The following is a 14,693-nucleotide window of genomic DNA, read 5'->3' on the forward strand; positions in this document are numbered from 1 at the left end:
ATTTTCCTGTTCATCGGCACGATACGCCTGGCAATCATGGCAGAACTGACCCGCATGTACTCCCTTGAAACATACTCTACTCAATCCCGTCAGGCATGATTTTTTTGTGAAATAAATTCGGGGTCCGTTTGAATTTTACTTATGGGTATAATTTGTTTATCTGAGTTTTTTTGTAGCAGCAGCCACGGAACCTGTTCAGCGGGCAAGGGGCGGGAGAAAAGGTAGCCCTGGAGATAGTCACAGCCGAGGCTGGTCAGTATTGCCTGCTGTTCGTCCGTTTCAATCCCCTCGGCAACGACAGTCATCTCCATGGTGCGGGCAATACTAATAATGGTTTCCACCAGCTTGCGGCTTTTTTCATTTCCCAGCATAGAGGACACAAAGCTCTTGTCGATTTTAAGCTCTTTTGCCGGAAGAACGCTCAGCATCAGCAGGTTGGAATAGCCCGTGCCAAAATCATCAATAGAGACGGTGATCCCCGCATGGTTAAAGGCGTTGAGCAGCTCGATGCTGCGGTCGAGATTTTTTAGCGCGGTACTCTCCGTGACCTCCAGGATCAGCCTTGAGGGCGACAGTTTATATTTATCCAGCATGGACGATACGATGTGAAAGATATCCGGCTGTTCGAACTGAATAGGTGATAAATTGAGTGATAACGTCCACTGGCTGAAACCTTGTTCAGTCCAGAAATGAAGCTGCCGACACGCGGCTTCAATAGCCCAGTTGCCAACCGGAATAATCAAACCCGTTTGTTCCAGAGTGGGTAAAAACAGACCTGGCAGCAAAACGCCTTGCTCCGGATGCCGCCAGCGCAGAAGAGCCTCAAAACCGTGGATTGTCTTATCTTTAGCATGCCATGTTGGCTGATACCACAGTTCAAACCGATCGCTTTCCAGCGCCTGATAAAGTTCCTGCAGAAAACCCGGCTGCGCCGGAACCGCCGTTGACATCTCAGGGCGGTAAAACGCCCAGCCGTTACGACCTTCTTGCTTAACGTGGTGTAAGGCGGCGTCCGCCTTAAACTTCAGTTCATGCAGCGTTTCGCCATCCTGAGGATAAAGGCTTACACCCGCGCTGAGGGTGGTACTCAGCGTATGTCCGCAAAGGGATAGCGGACGGCGCATATCCGCGAGCAGCGTCGTGAGCAGAGTAGTGAGCTTTTCTTCGTCGTATTCGGGAACCAGCAGGATAAAGGCATCCCCACCCAGCCTGGCCAGCGTCATCTCACGGGTAAGCAGGGAGGTGATGCGCTGGGCAATGGTAATTAATAACTCATCACCGACGCTGTGACCCCAGGTATCATTCACGCGTCTGAAGCGATCGACATTCAGAAAAACCACGGCAAATTGTTTGTTACTCAACAAGGCGCTGTGCAGACAATCCTGCATTCGGATATCCATCTGCTGGCGGTTTGCGAGGCCGGTGAGAGCGTCAAAGCGAACCTGTAGCTCAAGCTGACGGTTGAGTTGGCGCAGATTGTCCGTCAGACGGCTGGTCCGCCAGTGCGAATCGATAAGCGAAATAATTAACATCATGCCGAGCAGGGCGAGCGTGGTGACGGAAACCCAGATGGATAACCCCAGCTCGCTGACCCCGCCGGGGAGCGTATGCGCCATCTCATGGAAATGCGCGGCGCTCATGCCCGTATAGTGCATCGCGCAAATGGCGGCGCCCATGACTAACGCGGCGAGAATGCGAGTCACAAAGACCCCTTTGTGCTTATCTCTAAGGCGAAAAGCCAGCCACAGCGCCACGCCGGAGGCGACCACGGCAATCATCACGGACACACCCACAATGCGCCGATCCCAGAGGATGTTTCCTTCCAGCATCAACGCGGCCATGCCGATATAGTGCATAGCGACCACGCCAGCGCTGAGGATAACCGTGGCGAAGAACAGCCGAAAGGGAGAGAGGTGTTTGCCCGTAACGGCAATATTTATTGCTATCGTGGAGGCAACGATCGCCACGCCGAGAGACGCAAGGGTTAGCCATAGGTCATAGCTCATCATCATCGGCATTTGCATCGACAGCATACCGATGAAGTGCATTGACCAGATCCCGATGCCCAGCGTGATCCCGCCGGCAATGCGCCAGAACAGAGCCGCTTTACGGCTGGAAAGGGGAATTTTCCCGGCGCTGTCCAGGGCCACAAAGGAGGCGATAAACGCCACCAGATAAGAGACAGCGATCAACACAGGGTCCCACGATATATTGAGCATTATGCAATCCCACGCCTGAGAGGGTTACCGATTTTGCCGGCCGGCACGTCTTTATCTGGCAACGAACATGCGCATTCAAACCATATTAGTTATTTATCGTGGAAAATAGCCACTTATATAAAAGGTCAAACTTACCCGAAATATAAAATATATTCTTTATGTTAATGCATTAAGTACTGCTAAACATAGTCGATAGATTGTAGCAAAGCGTCTTAAATATGTGTGCATGCACCGCAAATAATGGTATCGCTTCAGGGGGCTTTGGACCAGCAATACAGCATATGGGGTATGACATTTCTACTAAAACCCATTTTTTATCTGACTTAAGTTAAATGCAGGGTGGGTAACAGCGAAACGAGAAACCAGCGTATTATGTGAGGACAAACGCAAAAGTGAATGCTATAAATCTAAATGCCGACCAAAATATAAGTTGTGGGTAAAATCATGCTAAGAAATATTAGTGTCAGGACCTTCATTGCCTGGTTCCTGCTGTGCCTGTTTTTAGTGAATGCAGGTATCGTTGTTCTATTTTCCAGCAATCTTCCTCTTTTCGTTTCGATTAATCTGGTCAATTTCGTTGGATTATTTTTGCTCTGGAGTTATATGACGAAGTTTCTTGTGACGCCGATCAATACTGTGAAAAAAAGTATTGAAGAAGTGACCGCAGGCAACTTAGGCGTCTCTATCCCCGAGTTTGGCAATAACTGCGCGGGGCGATTAATTCCCGGGATTAATACTCTTTCAAGCAACATCGCTACGCTGGTGCGTGAGATCAGGGCATCATCACAAAACGCCATGGCCTTGTCGGATCAACTCTCTTCCCGCAGTGCTCAGCTCTCGGTGAAAACAGAGCAACAGTCTGCATCTTTGGTGCAAACTGCGGCAAGCATGGAGCAGATGGCGGCAAGTACCCGAAACAATGCCGATAATACCCGGCTGGCGAGCGAGCAGGCGAATGCCGCGACGCTGCAGGCGCGTAAGGGCGGAGATCTGATGGAACAGGTTGCCAGCAATATGCAATCCATTACCGAGTGCGCGCAGCAGATGACGGAAATTATCTCCCTGATCGACGGGATTGCATTCCAGACGAATATTCTGGCGCTTAATGCGGCCGTCGAGGCCGCGCGGGCGGGCGATCACGGGAAAGGGTTCTCCGTGGTCGCAGAGGAAGTCCGAAACCTGGCTCACCGCAGCGCCGAGGCGGCGAAAAACATCAAAACGCTGATTGACGTTACCAGTAGTAATGTCACCCAGGGTGCCAGCGTTGTGTCGGAAGCGGAGAAGAATATGCGTGACATCGTGACCGGCTCCGGCAACGTCAGCCGGTTAATGGACGAAATTTCTACCTCAACCGCAGAGCAGGAGAAGGGCATTTCCCAGATCACGCTGGCGCTGTCCGAACTGGAGCGGGTCACGCAAAGCAACGTGGCGATGGCGGAGGAGCTCAACGGTTCCTCTGATGTGCTGCGTAATCAGGTGATCGAACTGCAGACGCGGACCCGAAATTTCAGGCTGGACCAGGGGCACCCCTCGTCACCAGTAGCCAGCCCTGTTTCGTACCATCAGCTCCCCGAGCACTCTCATTGACAGCTTCCCGAAGCCTGGCATGCCAGGCTTTTTTATTCCCAAAATATAGCGTGTACAATTCCTGAGCGATTTCAGCGCGATGCGAAACATAGTTGTTGCTTAACCCCTGATGGAAGCTAGACTGACATCGAAAGAGCCAAACAGGGGAGGCGCTGTGGAGAGCATTAAAGGATCCGAACTTAACGTTCCTGACGCAGTTTTTGCGTGGGTGCTGGACGGTCGCGGCGGTGCCCGACCGCTGGAAGATGATGATGTCATTGATAAAGAGCATCCCTGCTGGCTACATCTGAACTATACCCACCCGGACAGCGCTGACTGGCTGGCCTCGACTCCGCTGCTGCCTAACAACGTACGTGATGCGCTGGCGGGGGAAAGCCTGCGGCCTCGCGTAAGCAGGATGGGTGACGGGACGCTTATCACCCTGCGCTGTATAAACGGCAGCACGGATGAACGTCCCGATCAGCTGGTTGCGATGCGCGTCTATATGGACGATGGGCTAATTGTTTCCACACGTCAGCGTAAGGTTCTGGCGCTGGATGACATTGTGAACGATCTCAAAGAGGGGACCGGACCGGTTGACTGCGGCAGCTGGCTGGTGGACGTCTGTGACGCCCTGACCGATCATGCGAGCGAATTTATTGAAGAGCTGCACGATAAAATCATCGACCTGGAAGATAATCTGCTCGATCAGCAGATCCCGCCGCGCGGCTTTCTGGCGCTATTGCGCAAGCAGCTGATCGTGATGCGTCGGTATATGACGCCACAACGGGATGTGTATGCCCGTCTGGCCAGTGAAAGACTCAACTGGATGAATGACGATCAGCGCCGCCGGATGCAGGACATTGCTGACAGGCTGGGCCGCGGGCTGGATGAGATCGATTCCTGTATCGCCCGAACGGCGGTGATGGCGGATGAAATCGCACAGGTGATGCAGGAGTCGCTGGCGAGAAGAACCTACACGATGTCCCTGATGGCGATGGTCTTTTTACCCAGCACATTTCTGACAGGGCTTTTTGGCGTCAATCTGGGCGGTATACCCGGCGGCGAATATCGGTACGGCTTCACCGCGTTTTGCGTCATGTTAGTTGTTTTGATTGGTGGTGTTGCATGGTGGTTGCATCGTAGTAAATGGCTGTAAATTTACGATTTTTTCACCTTTTTCGAGGATTAAAACGCTCTTTTAATTGAGCAAAGTCAATAAACATCACCCCCGTAAGGTGCAATATTACTCCCGCAGGTGAATGCAACGTCAAGCGATGGGCGTTGCGCTCCATATTGTCTTACTTCCTTTTTTGAATTACTGCATAGCACAATTGATTCGTACGACGCCGACTTTATAGTCGGCTTTTTTTTGCCTCCTGTTTCTCAGCGTCTACCCTAAAAGGGACGACAGCAAATCCTGGAGGGAAAGATGAGCATTTTACTCGCTCTGCTACTGCAACACGCGCGTCAGTCCGATCCTGTCCCCACCGATCCCGTGCCGATGCCCGATCCCATTCCGCGTCCGCAGCCGATGCCAGACCCGCCGCCGGACGAAGAACCGATTAAATTGTCGCATCGAACCCCGAGATCTGCGAGGATACGCGCCATCTGACCGTAAAGATGACCACGAGAGATTATTGTGACCGCTTTTTCTACCCTGAATGTTCTGCCTGCCGCCCAACTCGACAACCTCAACGAGTTGGGATACCTCACGATGACGCCTGTTCAGGCGGCCGCGCTGCCCGCTATCCTTGAAGGCCGGGATGTGCGTGTGCAGGCGAAAACGGGCAGTGGGAAAACGGCCGCTTTCGGTCTTGGTCTGCTGCAGCATATTGACGCGTCGCTGTTTCAGACCCAGTCACTGGTCCTGTGCCCGACCCGCGAGCTGGCAGACCAGGTCGCGGGTGAACTGCGTCGCCTGGCGCGTTTCCTGCCCAATACCAAGATTTTAACCCTCTGCGGTGGGCAGCCGTTTGGCGCACAGCGCGATTCGCTCCAGCACGCGCCGCACATTATTGTCGCGACGCCCGGCCGCCTGCTTGATCACCTGCAAAAAGGCACCGTTTCGCTCGATGCCTTAAGCACGCTGGTGATGGACGAGGCGGACAGGATGCTGGATATGGGCTTCAGCGATGCCATTGATGAAGTGATCCGCTTCGCGCCGGCCGATCGTCAGACGCTGCTGTTCTCTGCGACCTGGCCTGAAGCCATCGCCGCGATCAGCGGTCGCGTGCAGAATAATCCGCTCACCATTGAGATCGACAGCGTCGATGCTCTGCCGGCCATCGAACAGCAGTTCTTTGAAACCTCGCAGCAGGGAAAAATCCCGCTCCTGCAGAAACTGCTGAGCCAGCACCAGCCTGCATCATGCGTGGTGTTCTGTAATACCAAAAAAGACTGCCAGGCGGTTTGTGATGCCCTGAATGCGGCGGCGCAGAGCGCACTGTCTCTGCATGGCGATCTGGAACAGCGCGATCGCGATCGGACGCTGGTGCGTTTCGCCAACGGCAGCGCCCGCGTGCTGGTGGCGACCGACGTCGCCGCCCGCGGTCTGGACATCAAATCCCTTGAACTGGTGGTGAACTATGAACTGGCCTGGGACCCGGAAGTGCACGTCCATCGTATTGGTCGTACCGCGCGCGCCGGAAACAGCGGCCTGGCCATCAGCTTCTGCGCACCGGAAGAGGCGCAGCGTGCCAATATTCTTGCTGAAATGTTGCAGATCAAGCTGAACTGGGTGAACGCGCCGGGCAGCATCAAACTCGTGCCGCTGGAGGCGGAAATGGCGACGTTGTGCATTGATGGCGGCAAAAAGGCCAAGATGCGTCCGGGTGATGTATTAGGCGCGCTGACCGGCGATGTGGGTCTGGAAGGGGCGGATATCGGGAAGATTGTGGTGCATCCGGCACATGTTTATGTGGCCGTTCGCCAGGCGGTTGCCCACAAGGCGTGGAAACAGCTGCAAAACGGCAAGATTAAAGGAAAAACCTGCCGCGTACGTTTGCTGAAATAAGGCATAAAGCGTCTCAGAAGGTCTTTCTGAGACGCCCATCGCTTATTTCACTTCAAGCACGTTCAGACGCAACTCTTCGAACTGATTGTCCTCGTCTTCCGGCTGCCAGCCCGCAGGCTGCATTGGGATCTCTTCCCGGTCAAACGCCAAATCGCCACCATTCACCACCTCCGAGCCGTGGTTGATACCTTTGAAGTCGAACAGCTCTACGTCCGCGAGGTGGGAAGGAACCACGTTCTGCATCGCGCTGAACATGGTCTCAATACGGCCCGGATAACGTTTGTCCCAGTCGCGCAGCATGTCGCCAATCACCTGACGCTGCAGGTTCGGCTGTGAGCCGCACAGATTGCATGGAATGATCGGGAACCCTTTCGCCTGAGAAAAACGTTCAATGTCTTTTTCCCGGCAGTAGGCAAGCGGGCGGATCACAATATGCTTGCCGTCATCGCTCATCAGCTTAGGCGGCATGCCTTTCATCTTGCCGCCGTAGAACATGTTCAGGAACAGCGTTTGCAGGATATCGTCGCGGTGATGGCCCAGCGCAATTTTGGTCGCGCCCAGTTCCGTTGCGGTACGATAGAGAATGCCGCGGCGCAGACGAGAGCAAAGCGAGCAGGTGGTTTTCCCTTCCGGAATCTTCTCTTTCACAATGCCGTAGGTGTTTTCTTCGACGATTTTATACTCAACGCCCAACTGCTCCAGATATTCCGGCAGAATATGCTCCGGGAAACCCGGCTGTTTCTGGTCAAGGTTGACCGCCACCAGAGAAAAATTCACCGGCGCGCTTTGCTGAAGATTACGCAGGATCTCCAGCATGGTGTAGCTGTCTTTACCCCCTGACAGGCAAACCATGATGCGGTCGCCTTCTTCAATCATGTTGAAGTCTGCAATGGCTTCGCCCACGTTACGGCGCAGGCGCTTTTGCAGTTTATTCAGGTTGTATTGCTCTTTCTTTGTATTTGATTGATTTTCTTGCATTTGTTACTACCTTCGGAGCCAGTAGGGGCATAATAGGGGCAAAAATTATTCAGCGTGCCAGCTTATCGTTAAGCATCAGCACCTGTTCGCCATTCATCTCTTCAATCCACGCACCGTAGACTTCATAAACCCTTTGCGCGTTTTCATGCCCCATCTGGCTGGCTATGAAAGACGGGTTAGCGCCGGCAGATAAAAGCCAGCAGGCAAAAGTATGCCGCGTATGGTACGGATTCCGGCGGCGAATACCAGCACGTTTTACAGCTGCGTTAAATCTGGAGCCGATACTCGATAAAGAGTAGTAGGCCTTCTGTATGCCCTTGCGCATCCTGGGCATGAAAACAAATCGCAGATTTTGATATTCCATCGCACCATACTCACGGTGATGAAACACAATCTCGGTTTTGGGCTGTAACGAAGTCAGCGTACGCTGTGCCTTCAAGGCCTCTAGTGCTGGCTCTAATAGCGTGATAACTCGGTCACCTGCTTCGGTTTTTGGTGGGCCGAACATGCCCAACGCATTAAGATTGCGCTGTATATGAGCCGTACCTTTTTCCCAGTCGATATCTTCCCAGGCAAGAGCTGCAAGCTCCCCATGAAGACGGTCCGGCTGAAAATTATGTTAACTGGCTTTCTGGTAACTACTATTCTGGCACATGGAGGCTTGGCGCTGTACGTGGGTCAGGACCCGATTTAGCCCGTGTACAAATGAACATCTATGATGGTGTAAGTACCAATGCTGATTTCCGCTGGTACCCATACGGAGCGTTTCAGTCAAAAACCCATATTGGCCCTGGGGAAGGATACGGTGGCGGTTACCAAGATATTGTTAACGGCTACAGCACGAACACATCGTTTGCACGCCCAAACCTATCAACTCCAAACGATAGTGGATTTGTACCATTTGGCAGGTGGCATACCTATTGCTCAGGGGGGTATCACGCCGTTACCGCTCTTGGATCTATTTCCCAGGGGAAAAGCAACTGGCCATCTATTGAACTTGTAACCATTGGTGATAGCGGATCTGCAGGAACGCGTATTTTCTCGTTTAATACCGTTACCGCGGATATTTCAGTTTCAGGCAGTGGTGGTTTTGGGGGCAATTATATTTTCTCTAAACAACCAAACTGTGATATCGAACTGAAACATAGTGTGAAATACGATGATGGTTATCAGTCATACGAGAATATCAAGAAATTCCTGCCAGCAACTTACGTATACAACGATGACCCTTTGGAGAGAGTTCGCCGAGGTGTTATCGCTCAGGATGTCATGAAGATCGACAGTGAGTACGTAACGTTGGTCCCTGCAGCACCGAAATTTGATGGTGAAGGCAACAGGGTTGATGCTGACGATACGTTAGCGCTGGATAGCAACGTCATCATGCTTGATACCGTGTTGGCACTGAACTACGTCATTAAACAGCTGGAGGCAACACAGAAAGAGCTCCAGGAGCTTAAGCAAAAATAGCGGAATCATGAAGACTTAGCTTTCAGCCGCAGCCCGTTCTGGCATTTAACGGGCTTTGTCTCCCTCAGATCTGCTTACATCTGCGCCATTATTGAAAAATTTACAAAAGAGATAATTCGAAACGAGAGATAAACTTAGAAACGAAACGGCGAAGCTTTAAGCAGTGACGATAGGGCCTGTATCTTGCGGACACTTACAAATAAAACTACTGTATATAAAAACAGTATTTGAGGTGTATGCAATGGAATTCATCAGGCCAACAGAACTGCGAGAAATTATCGCTCTTCCGCTTTTCAGTGACTTAGTACAGTGTGGTTTCCCAAGCCCCGCAGCTGATTACGTTGAACAGCGCATCGATCTCAATGAGTTACTTGTCGCTCATCCGAGTTCAACTTATTTCGTCAAAGCCGCAGGTGATTCTATGATCGAAGCAGGGATCAGCGACGGTGATCTGCTGGTGGTGGACAGCTCCAGGACTGCTGAGCATGGTGACATTGTCATCGCCGCGGTGGAAGGGGAGTTCACTGTTAAGCGTTTGCAGTTACGCCCGACCGTTCAGCTCAACCCTATGAATAGCGCCTACAGTCCTATAGTTGTTGGCAGCGAGGACACCCTGAACGTCTTCGGCGTCGTGACTTTTATCGTTAAATCGGCGAGCTGAACATGTTTGCGCTCTGTGATGTGAATTCGTTCTACGCATCATGCGAGACTGTATTCAGGCCGGACCTGAGAGGGCGGCCGGTTGTCGTTCTCTCAAATAATGATGGCTGCGTAATCGCGCGCAGCGCCGAGGCCAAAGCCGCTGGAATTACTATGGGAGAGCCGTTCTTTAAGCAAAAGGAGCTATTCCGGCGCGCTGGCGTTGTCTGCTTCAGCAGCAACTATGAGCTGTATGCTGATATGTCGAACCGGGTAATGACGACGCTGGAGGAAATGAGTCCCCAAGTCGAAATTTACAGTATCGATGAAGCTTTTTGTGACCTGACTGGTGTTCGAAATTGTCGTGACCTGACAGACTTCGGGAAAGAGATCCGCGCTACAGTTCTGAAGCGTACGCACCTGACGGTGGGTATTGGCATTGCCCAGACAAAGACACTGGCGAAGCTGGCAAACCATGCCGCCAAAAAATGGCAGCGGCAAACGGGCGGGGTAGTGGACCTATCCAATATCGATCGCCAGCGCCGACTGCTTGCTCTGGTTCCGGTGGAGGACGTCTGGGGAGTCGGCAGGCGCATCAGCAAGAAGCTGAACGCTATGGGCATTAAAACGGCTCTGGACCTCTCTGAGCAGAGTACGTGGATTATTCGAAAGCACTTTAATGTCGTCCTTGAGCGAACTGTCCGGGAGCTGCGCGGCGAGCCCTGTCTCGATCTGGAGGAATTTGCGCCTACAAAGCAGGAAATCGTCTGCAGCCGGTCTTTCGGTGAACGCGTCACTGAATACGAACAAATGAGGCAGGCCATTTGCTCCTATGCCGCCAGAGGCGCTGAAAAGCTACGCGGTGAGCATCAGTATTGCCGGTTTATCTCGGCCTTCGTGAAAACCTCTCCCTTTGCGCTTAATGAGCCGTATTACGGTAACAGCGCGTCCATGAAGCTTTTCACCCCAACCCAAGATTCCCGCGACATCATCAACGCCGCGGTAAAGTGCCTGGACAAAATCTGGAAGGAAGGTCACCGGTATCAGAAGGCAGGAATCATGCTTGGGGATTTTTTCAGCCAAGGGGTAGCACAGCTCAACTTGTTTGACGAGAACGCCCCGAGGGCAGGTAGCGAAAGGTTGATGGAGGTGCTGGATCATCTGAACGCGAAAGACGGTAAAGGAACGCTTTACTTTGCCGGGCAGGGTATACAGCAGCACTGGCAGATGAAACGGGAAATGTTATCTCCACGTTATACTACAAGATATTCAGATCTCTTAAAAATAAGGTGATTCTCTAATCGGCCCGTTCAGAGATTTATGATGTAAATAAGCCCCTGCAAGTACACAGGGGTTTACGGATATGATGCCGGGTGCCTCCCGGTGAGTCATTGAACTAACCACTCTTGACTCGCTGCTTCAGAAATACATGATGAGCCGCTTGATACATAATTCATCAGGTTAATTAGCCCTGCCGCTGAGGAGGATTCATCATCAAATCCAATGTAACAGCTACATTCAATAAATGATACGGTATTTATTGAAGTTTTACATACTTTTTGCCGCGTCCATGTTCAAATTATGTTAAGTGATGATAATTTTAAAAGTGGTAATCATCTTTTACTTTTGAGTCTTGAAGCAATAGTTGATGTTTTGTCTTCCGGGCTGATCATTAGTAAAGTCGTCATTGGGGATGAGTCTAAACATATAATCCTATGAAGCATTTGATAGAGTCATTTTTTTAATTTCTCTGCTCCATCTTTTTTGGACTCCCATTAAGAAACTGCTTGACCTTGTAAATCGAGGAATGAGTGTACTGGAAGTTTAACTCCTCTGTTTGATTTGCAAGAAAATAAATGGTTGTGTGTATTATGAAAAAAAAGCCTGCGATTAGCAGGCGTTAATAATAAATAATTACTATTATAATTGTGATTTTTTACACTGGTCTTGCCTGTGTGTCTGGGTATCTTAAAGATACTTCTGGGCTGCATCTAGTATTTCCTGAGAAGTAAGTTCTCGATCTGATGCAACATAGACAACTTCATGGTCACCTGTTAAAGAGGGAAAACCGGCTGACATGATCTGAAGGTTTACCTCTTCTCCATTAGGATATTCTTCGCGTATTGACGTCACGCCTTTAAGTACAGTGATAACTTTACTTGGTTTACCATTAAAGAAAATGATTACTTTTTTCATATATCCCACTGTATTTGATGGCTTTTTGAGATTCGTGGTTGTTCGAAAGGGTTTGGCTTATTCACGTTATGTCACCTCTCTCGAAATTAAAACAAGCATTATGCTGCCTTTACGTGTACTGTAGCGGTCCATTTGAACTGGAGAAGTCTATGTCTGCACGTAAAAACTCTCAATTCCGCCGAAATTATTTAGTAAAATGCCCTTGTCCAATCTGCTCAAAAGATTCTGAACATAGTTACAATCGTGTACAAAAGGGGGCTCAGCTGGTGTGCCCATACTGTAGCGCTTTGTTCAAATCTTCCCAGCGCTTCTAAAAAAAATTATTAAAAAATAAGAAGTGATGCTTTTGGAGGTTGCCTAACCTCTTACGCACTTTAGTATTTTATAAGCAGTTAGCTTCTGCTTTGAGACTGTTCATGCAGCAGTCCTGCATTTCATCACATCGGTCAGCAAACTTGATGGTAAGTAAATATGCTGGCCTGTTGTAATGATGTGAGTAACCGAACATCACCTTTCACTGATAAAGTCATGCTGGCTTACGTAAACCATCTAAAATTATCTATCGCAAAGTGTTACATTGGCAGCGATTGGACCTTTAGTTCCAGCTATGATAGCGAATTTGACTTTTTGTCCTTCAAAAAGGGTATTAAATGTTTCTCCCCGCAGGGAAGAAGTGTGAACAAGAACATCTTTACTTCCATCAAGTGGGGAGATAAAGCCAAACCCCTTATCTTCGTTAAACCACTTAACAAGACCTATGATTTTAGATGACATACAAACTCCGTTTGAACATTTCAAACTGACAAGCAAGCTCATGATAAGAAACGTATGCTGGTATATGTATGGACTCAAAAGGAGGGATATCAGAGATAACACCTAGTTATGAGAACGGCTTTTGGAAAAGTTAGATTCATCATCGCAATGAATCAGCCAAACCATTAAGGCACGTGCTGAAAGATTAAGCAAATTTTATTTTAGCCTTCCGGAAGTCCAATAAAATAGGTTTGGCTATTATTAACCAATCCTGTATAGTTAAATCTGGATTGCCATTAGGAAAATATTTATCTCGTAAAATGATAGGAATTGTCAAAAGTTTTGACTTCAAGAGCGGAAAGGGATTGATTATCCCATCAGATGGCAGGAAAGATGTTTTTTTACATTTTTCCGCATTTAGTAATAATGAAAGCCAAACGTTAAAACCTGGCGTTCGTGTTGAATTTTATCGTATAAATGGGCTTAGTGGTCCGATGGCTGCAAATATATTTCTTTCTTAAAGGGAGATAATATTAAACCAAATATAAAGTACACATCAAAAGTACATCAGATTATATATCTATTTGTTCTATCAATTTTCTCCCCTGATTTTTTACATTTCCTACTTCACGGGTCACAGCATGCCAGACAAACATCTCAGCTGGTACAGAGCCGTCAGATACAATCTCTTCCGCTTCTTTTCCTCCAACATCCTGGCGCATCCATTCCCGGGCCGCTTCTGGCGATAGGACCAGGGGCCGGCGGTCGTGAATATCCACTAGGCCTTTGTCAGCGGCAGACGTTACTATCAGAAAACCTTCTGCTTCATCGCCTCGCTCAAACGGTATGCTGCCGATCGCGGCCATAAATATCGGCTGACCGTCTGCCCGGTGAATAAAATATGCCTGCTTCTTGTCGCCTTCCTTCTTCCACTCGAACCATCCATCAGCAAAGCAGATTGCCCGGCCATGCTGCCAGAGAGGTTTGAACATCCTGCTGGTGGCCGCTGTCTCGACACGCGCGTTTATCAATGGTGCTTTATCCCACCACCCGGGCGCGTAAGACCACAGGACCGGATCGAGATGCAGCTGCTCGTCACGTTCGCTCAGCAACAGAACTTTGGTACCTGGCGCCACGTTGTAACGTCCAATAGGCTCAGGGTCGTATGCGATGTCGCGATCGGCTTCATCGGCCAGGTAAGCCAGGTATTCTTCACGCGTTTGAGCTTGTGCAAAACGCCCACACATAGAAACCTCCAGCCAGATGTCAGACTAAAAGTATAGGGCAGGGAGAAAAAGATGTGCGCATTGGGTAAAGTTAGGGGCAAATTTGGGGGCAAAACTGCGGAATAGGGGCAAAAAAAGGGCACTAAAAATGTAGTTATGGGTAGCTTTAGGGGGAAGATACTATGATATAACTAATTGAATGTATTGATAAAAAAATGATATCAATGAGCTGGCAAAATCAGCGTAGCTTATTCAGGTTGTATTGCTCTTTCTTTGTATTTGGTTGATTTTCTTGCATTTATTACTACCTTCGGAGCCAGTAGCGGCGAAAGACGGGTTAGCGCCGGCAGATAATAGCCAGCAGGCAAAAGTATGCCGCGTATGGTACGGATTCCGGCGGCGAATGCCAGCACGTTTTACACTCTGCGCAACAGCTAATAAAGCGTAGTCGGCTTTCTGTTCGCTATCCGGGAGAGGGGGGACCAAAACAAACTGGCGTTATCGTTGAACGCGGAAGCCATAAGGTACTGCTTGCTCATGACGGCGCGTATGCGAAGCTTCACAAAATGCAATTCGGTGCGTCGAAGAGGTCATTCATTTTGAGGCCCGCATGCAAAAGCGGGCTGATAGCAC

14 protein-coding genes and 3 pseudogenes are annotated in these 14,693 nt (G+C 49.9%); 10 read left to right on the top strand and 7 right to left on the bottom strand.

The genetic code is table 11. The features are described 5' to 3' along the window. Nucleotides 1-89: 89 nt before the first annotated feature. Nucleotides 90-2,219 carry a putative bifunctional diguanylate cyclase/phosphodiesterase gene (locus tag APT89_RS03790; RefSeq protein WP_060571757.1) on the bottom strand — a complete coding sequence of 710 codons (2,130 nt, stop codon included), beginning with the start codon at nt 2,217-2,219 and terminating at the stop codon, nt 90-92. Nucleotides 2,220-2,663: 444 nt separating this feature from the next. Between APT89_RS03790 and APT89_RS03795 the strand changes: the two genes are divergently transcribed. From APT89_RS03795 to dbpA, 4 genes are all read left to right on the top strand, one after another. Continuing rightward, nucleotides 2,664-3,806, top strand: a complete 1,143-nt coding sequence (locus APT89_RS03795) for a methyl-accepting chemotaxis protein (protein WP_060571758.1) — start codon at nt 2,664-2,666, stop codon at nt 3,804-3,806. A 154-nt stretch (nt 3,807-3,960) separates the two neighbouring features. Beyond that, a complete protein-coding gene (gene zntB, locus APT89_RS03800) occupies nt 3,961-4,944 on the top strand; it encodes a zinc transporter ZntB (RefSeq protein WP_028013350.1) in 984 nt (327 codons plus the stop codon). Between the two features lie 273 nt (nt 4,945-5,217). Beyond that, on the top strand, nt 5,218-5,400 hold the full coding sequence (gene ynaL, locus APT89_RS24520; protein ID WP_071993717.1) for a proline-rich small protein YnaL: 183 nt from the start codon (nt 5,218-5,220) through the stop codon (nt 5,398-5,400). 27 nt (nt 5,401-5,427) lie between these two features. Further along, the gene (gene dbpA / locus APT89_RS03805) at nt 5,428-6,801 is read left to right on the top strand and encodes an ATP-dependent RNA helicase DbpA (RefSeq protein ID WP_045630511.1); all 1,374 of its coding nucleotides are present in this window, start codon (nt 5,428-5,430) and stop codon (nt 6,799-6,801) included. Between the two features lie 42 nt (nt 6,802-6,843). On the opposite strand, the gene ttcA is transcribed toward dbpA, so the two are convergent. After that, complete coding sequence (gene ttcA, locus APT89_RS03810) at nt 6,844-7,779, bottom strand: tRNA 2-thiocytidine(32) synthetase TtcA (RefSeq protein ID WP_028013348.1); 936 nt, start codon at nt 7,777-7,779, stop codon at nt 6,844-6,846. A gap of 49 nt (nt 7,780-7,828) precedes the next feature. Further along, nucleotides 7,829-8,374 (bottom strand): annotated as a pseudogene (locus APT89_RS03815) (site-specific integrase); the annotation flags it as partial. 110 nt (nt 8,375-8,484) lie between these two features. On the opposite strand from APT89_RS03815, the gene APT89_RS24340 reads away from it, so the two are divergent. The 3 genes from APT89_RS24340 to APT89_RS03835 all read left to right on the top strand — a co-directional run bounded on the left by APT89_RS24340 (nt 8,485) and on the right by APT89_RS03835 (nt 11,178). Continuing rightward, nucleotides 8,485-9,246: a tail fiber domain-containing protein gene (locus APT89_RS24340; RefSeq protein WP_131701751.1), complete on the top strand. Its 762-nt coding sequence runs from the start codon at nt 8,485-8,487 to the stop codon at nt 9,244-9,246. Nucleotides 9,247-9,487: 241 nt separating this feature from the next. Further along, nucleotides 9,488-9,907: a translesion error-prone DNA polymerase V autoproteolytic subunit gene (locus tag APT89_RS03830; RefSeq protein ID WP_041909723.1), complete on the top strand. Its 420-nt coding sequence runs from the start codon at nt 9,488-9,490 to the stop codon at nt 9,905-9,907. 2 nt (nt 9,908-9,909) lie between these two features. Next, nucleotides 9,910-11,178, top strand: a complete 1,269-nt coding sequence (locus APT89_RS03835) for a Y-family DNA polymerase (protein ID WP_041909725.1) — start codon at nt 9,910-9,912, stop codon at nt 11,176-11,178. A 675-nt stretch (nt 11,179-11,853) separates the two neighbouring features. Here APT89_RS03835 and APT89_RS23165 read toward each other — a convergent pair. Further along, nucleotides 11,854-12,081: a hypothetical protein gene (locus tag APT89_RS23165; protein WP_071993718.1), complete on the bottom strand. Its 228-nt coding sequence runs from the start codon at nt 12,079-12,081 to the stop codon at nt 11,854-11,856. A 149-nt stretch (nt 12,082-12,230) separates the two neighbouring features. Here APT89_RS23165 and APT89_RS24525 point away from each other — a divergent pair, with 149 nt between their 5' ends. Then, the gene (locus APT89_RS24525) at nt 12,231-12,395 is read left to right on the top strand and encodes a YnfU family zinc-binding protein (protein ID WP_219810710.1); all 165 of its coding nucleotides are present in this window, start codon (nt 12,231-12,233) and stop codon (nt 12,393-12,395) included. Between the two features lie 241 nt (nt 12,396-12,636). On the opposite strand, the gene APT89_RS23170 is transcribed toward APT89_RS24525, so the two are convergent. Beyond that, on the bottom strand, nt 12,637-12,855 hold the full coding sequence (locus APT89_RS23170) for a cold shock domain-containing protein (protein WP_028013321.1): 219 nt from the start codon (nt 12,853-12,855) through the stop codon (nt 12,637-12,639). 299 nt (nt 12,856-13,154) lie between these two features. Between APT89_RS23170 and APT89_RS23175 the strand changes: the two genes are divergently transcribed. Beyond that, nucleotides 13,155-13,355 (top strand): cold shock domain-containing protein, encoded by a 201-nt coding sequence (locus APT89_RS23175; protein WP_072201662.1) that lies wholly within the window; start codon nt 13,155-13,157, stop codon nt 13,353-13,355. Nucleotides 13,356-13,406: 51 nt separating this feature from the next. On the opposite strand, the gene APT89_RS03845 is transcribed toward APT89_RS23175, so the two are convergent. Both APT89_RS03845 and APT89_RS24780 read right to left on the bottom strand, forming a co-directional pair. Beyond that, nucleotides 13,407-14,081 carry an SOS response-associated peptidase gene (locus tag APT89_RS03845; protein WP_060571759.1) on the bottom strand — a complete coding sequence of 225 codons (675 nt, stop codon included), beginning with the start codon at nt 14,079-14,081 and terminating at the stop codon, nt 13,407-13,409. A 297-nt stretch (nt 14,082-14,378) separates the two neighbouring features. Then, nucleotides 14,379-14,483 (bottom strand): annotated as a pseudogene (locus tag APT89_RS24780) (site-specific integrase); the annotation flags it as partial. A 65-nt stretch (nt 14,484-14,548) separates the two neighbouring features. Between APT89_RS24780 and APT89_RS24535 the strand changes: the two are divergent. After that, a pseudogene (locus APT89_RS24535) lies at nt 14,549-14,638 on the top strand (ABC transporter); the annotation flags it as partial. Between the last annotated feature and the right edge of the window lie 55 nt (nt 14,639-14,693).

The sequence above is a fragment of the Enterobacter sp. 50588862 genome, from assembly GCF_001462935.1.
In the GTDB taxonomy this organism is placed as follows: domain Bacteria; phylum Pseudomonadota; class Gammaproteobacteria; order Enterobacterales; family Enterobacteriaceae; genus Enterobacter; species Enterobacter bugandensis.

What these genes read in the sequence shown, in the direction of transcription:
- APT89_RS03790 (WP_060571757.1), bottom strand. Translation starts at nt 2,219, where the DNA reads ATGCTCAATATATCGTGGGACCCTGTGTTGATCGCTGTCTCTTATCTG.
- APT89_RS03795 (WP_060571758.1), top strand. Translation starts at nt 2,664, where the DNA reads ATGCTAAGAAATATTAGTGTCAGGACCTTCATTGCCTGGTTCCTGCTG.
- ynaL (WP_071993717.1), top strand. Translation starts at nt 5,218, where the DNA reads ATGAGCATTTTACTCGCTCTGCTACTGCAACACGCGCGTCAGTCCGAT.
- ttcA (WP_028013348.1), bottom strand. Translation starts at nt 7,779, where the DNA reads ATGCAAGAAAATCAATCAAATACAAAGAAAGAGCAATACAACCTGAAT.
- APT89_RS24340 (WP_131701751.1), top strand. Translation starts at nt 8,485, where the DNA reads ATGAACATCTATGATGGTGTAAGTACCAATGCTGATTTCCGCTGGTAC.
- APT89_RS03830 (WP_041909723.1), top strand. Translation starts at nt 9,488, where the DNA reads ATGGAATTCATCAGGCCAACAGAACTGCGAGAAATTATCGCTCTTCCG.
- APT89_RS03835 (WP_041909725.1), top strand. Translation starts at nt 9,910, where the DNA reads ATGTTTGCGCTCTGTGATGTGAATTCGTTCTACGCATCATGCGAGACT.
- APT89_RS23165 (WP_071993718.1), bottom strand. Translation starts at nt 12,081, where the DNA reads ATGAAAAAAGTAATCATTTTCTTTAATGGTAAACCAAGTAAAGTTATC.
- APT89_RS24525 (WP_219810710.1), top strand. Translation starts at nt 12,231, where the DNA reads ATGTCTGCACGTAAAAACTCTCAATTCCGCCGAAATTATTTAGTAAAA.
- APT89_RS23170 (WP_028013321.1), bottom strand. Translation starts at nt 12,855, where the DNA reads ATGTCATCTAAAATCATAGGTCTTGTTAAGTGGTTTAACGAAGATAAG.
- APT89_RS23175 (WP_072201662.1), top strand. Translation starts at nt 13,155, where the DNA reads ATGATAGGAATTGTCAAAAGTTTTGACTTCAAGAGCGGAAAGGGATTG.
- APT89_RS03845 (WP_060571759.1), bottom strand. Translation starts at nt 14,081, where the DNA reads ATGTGTGGGCGTTTTGCACAAGCTCAAACGCGTGAAGAATACCTGGCT.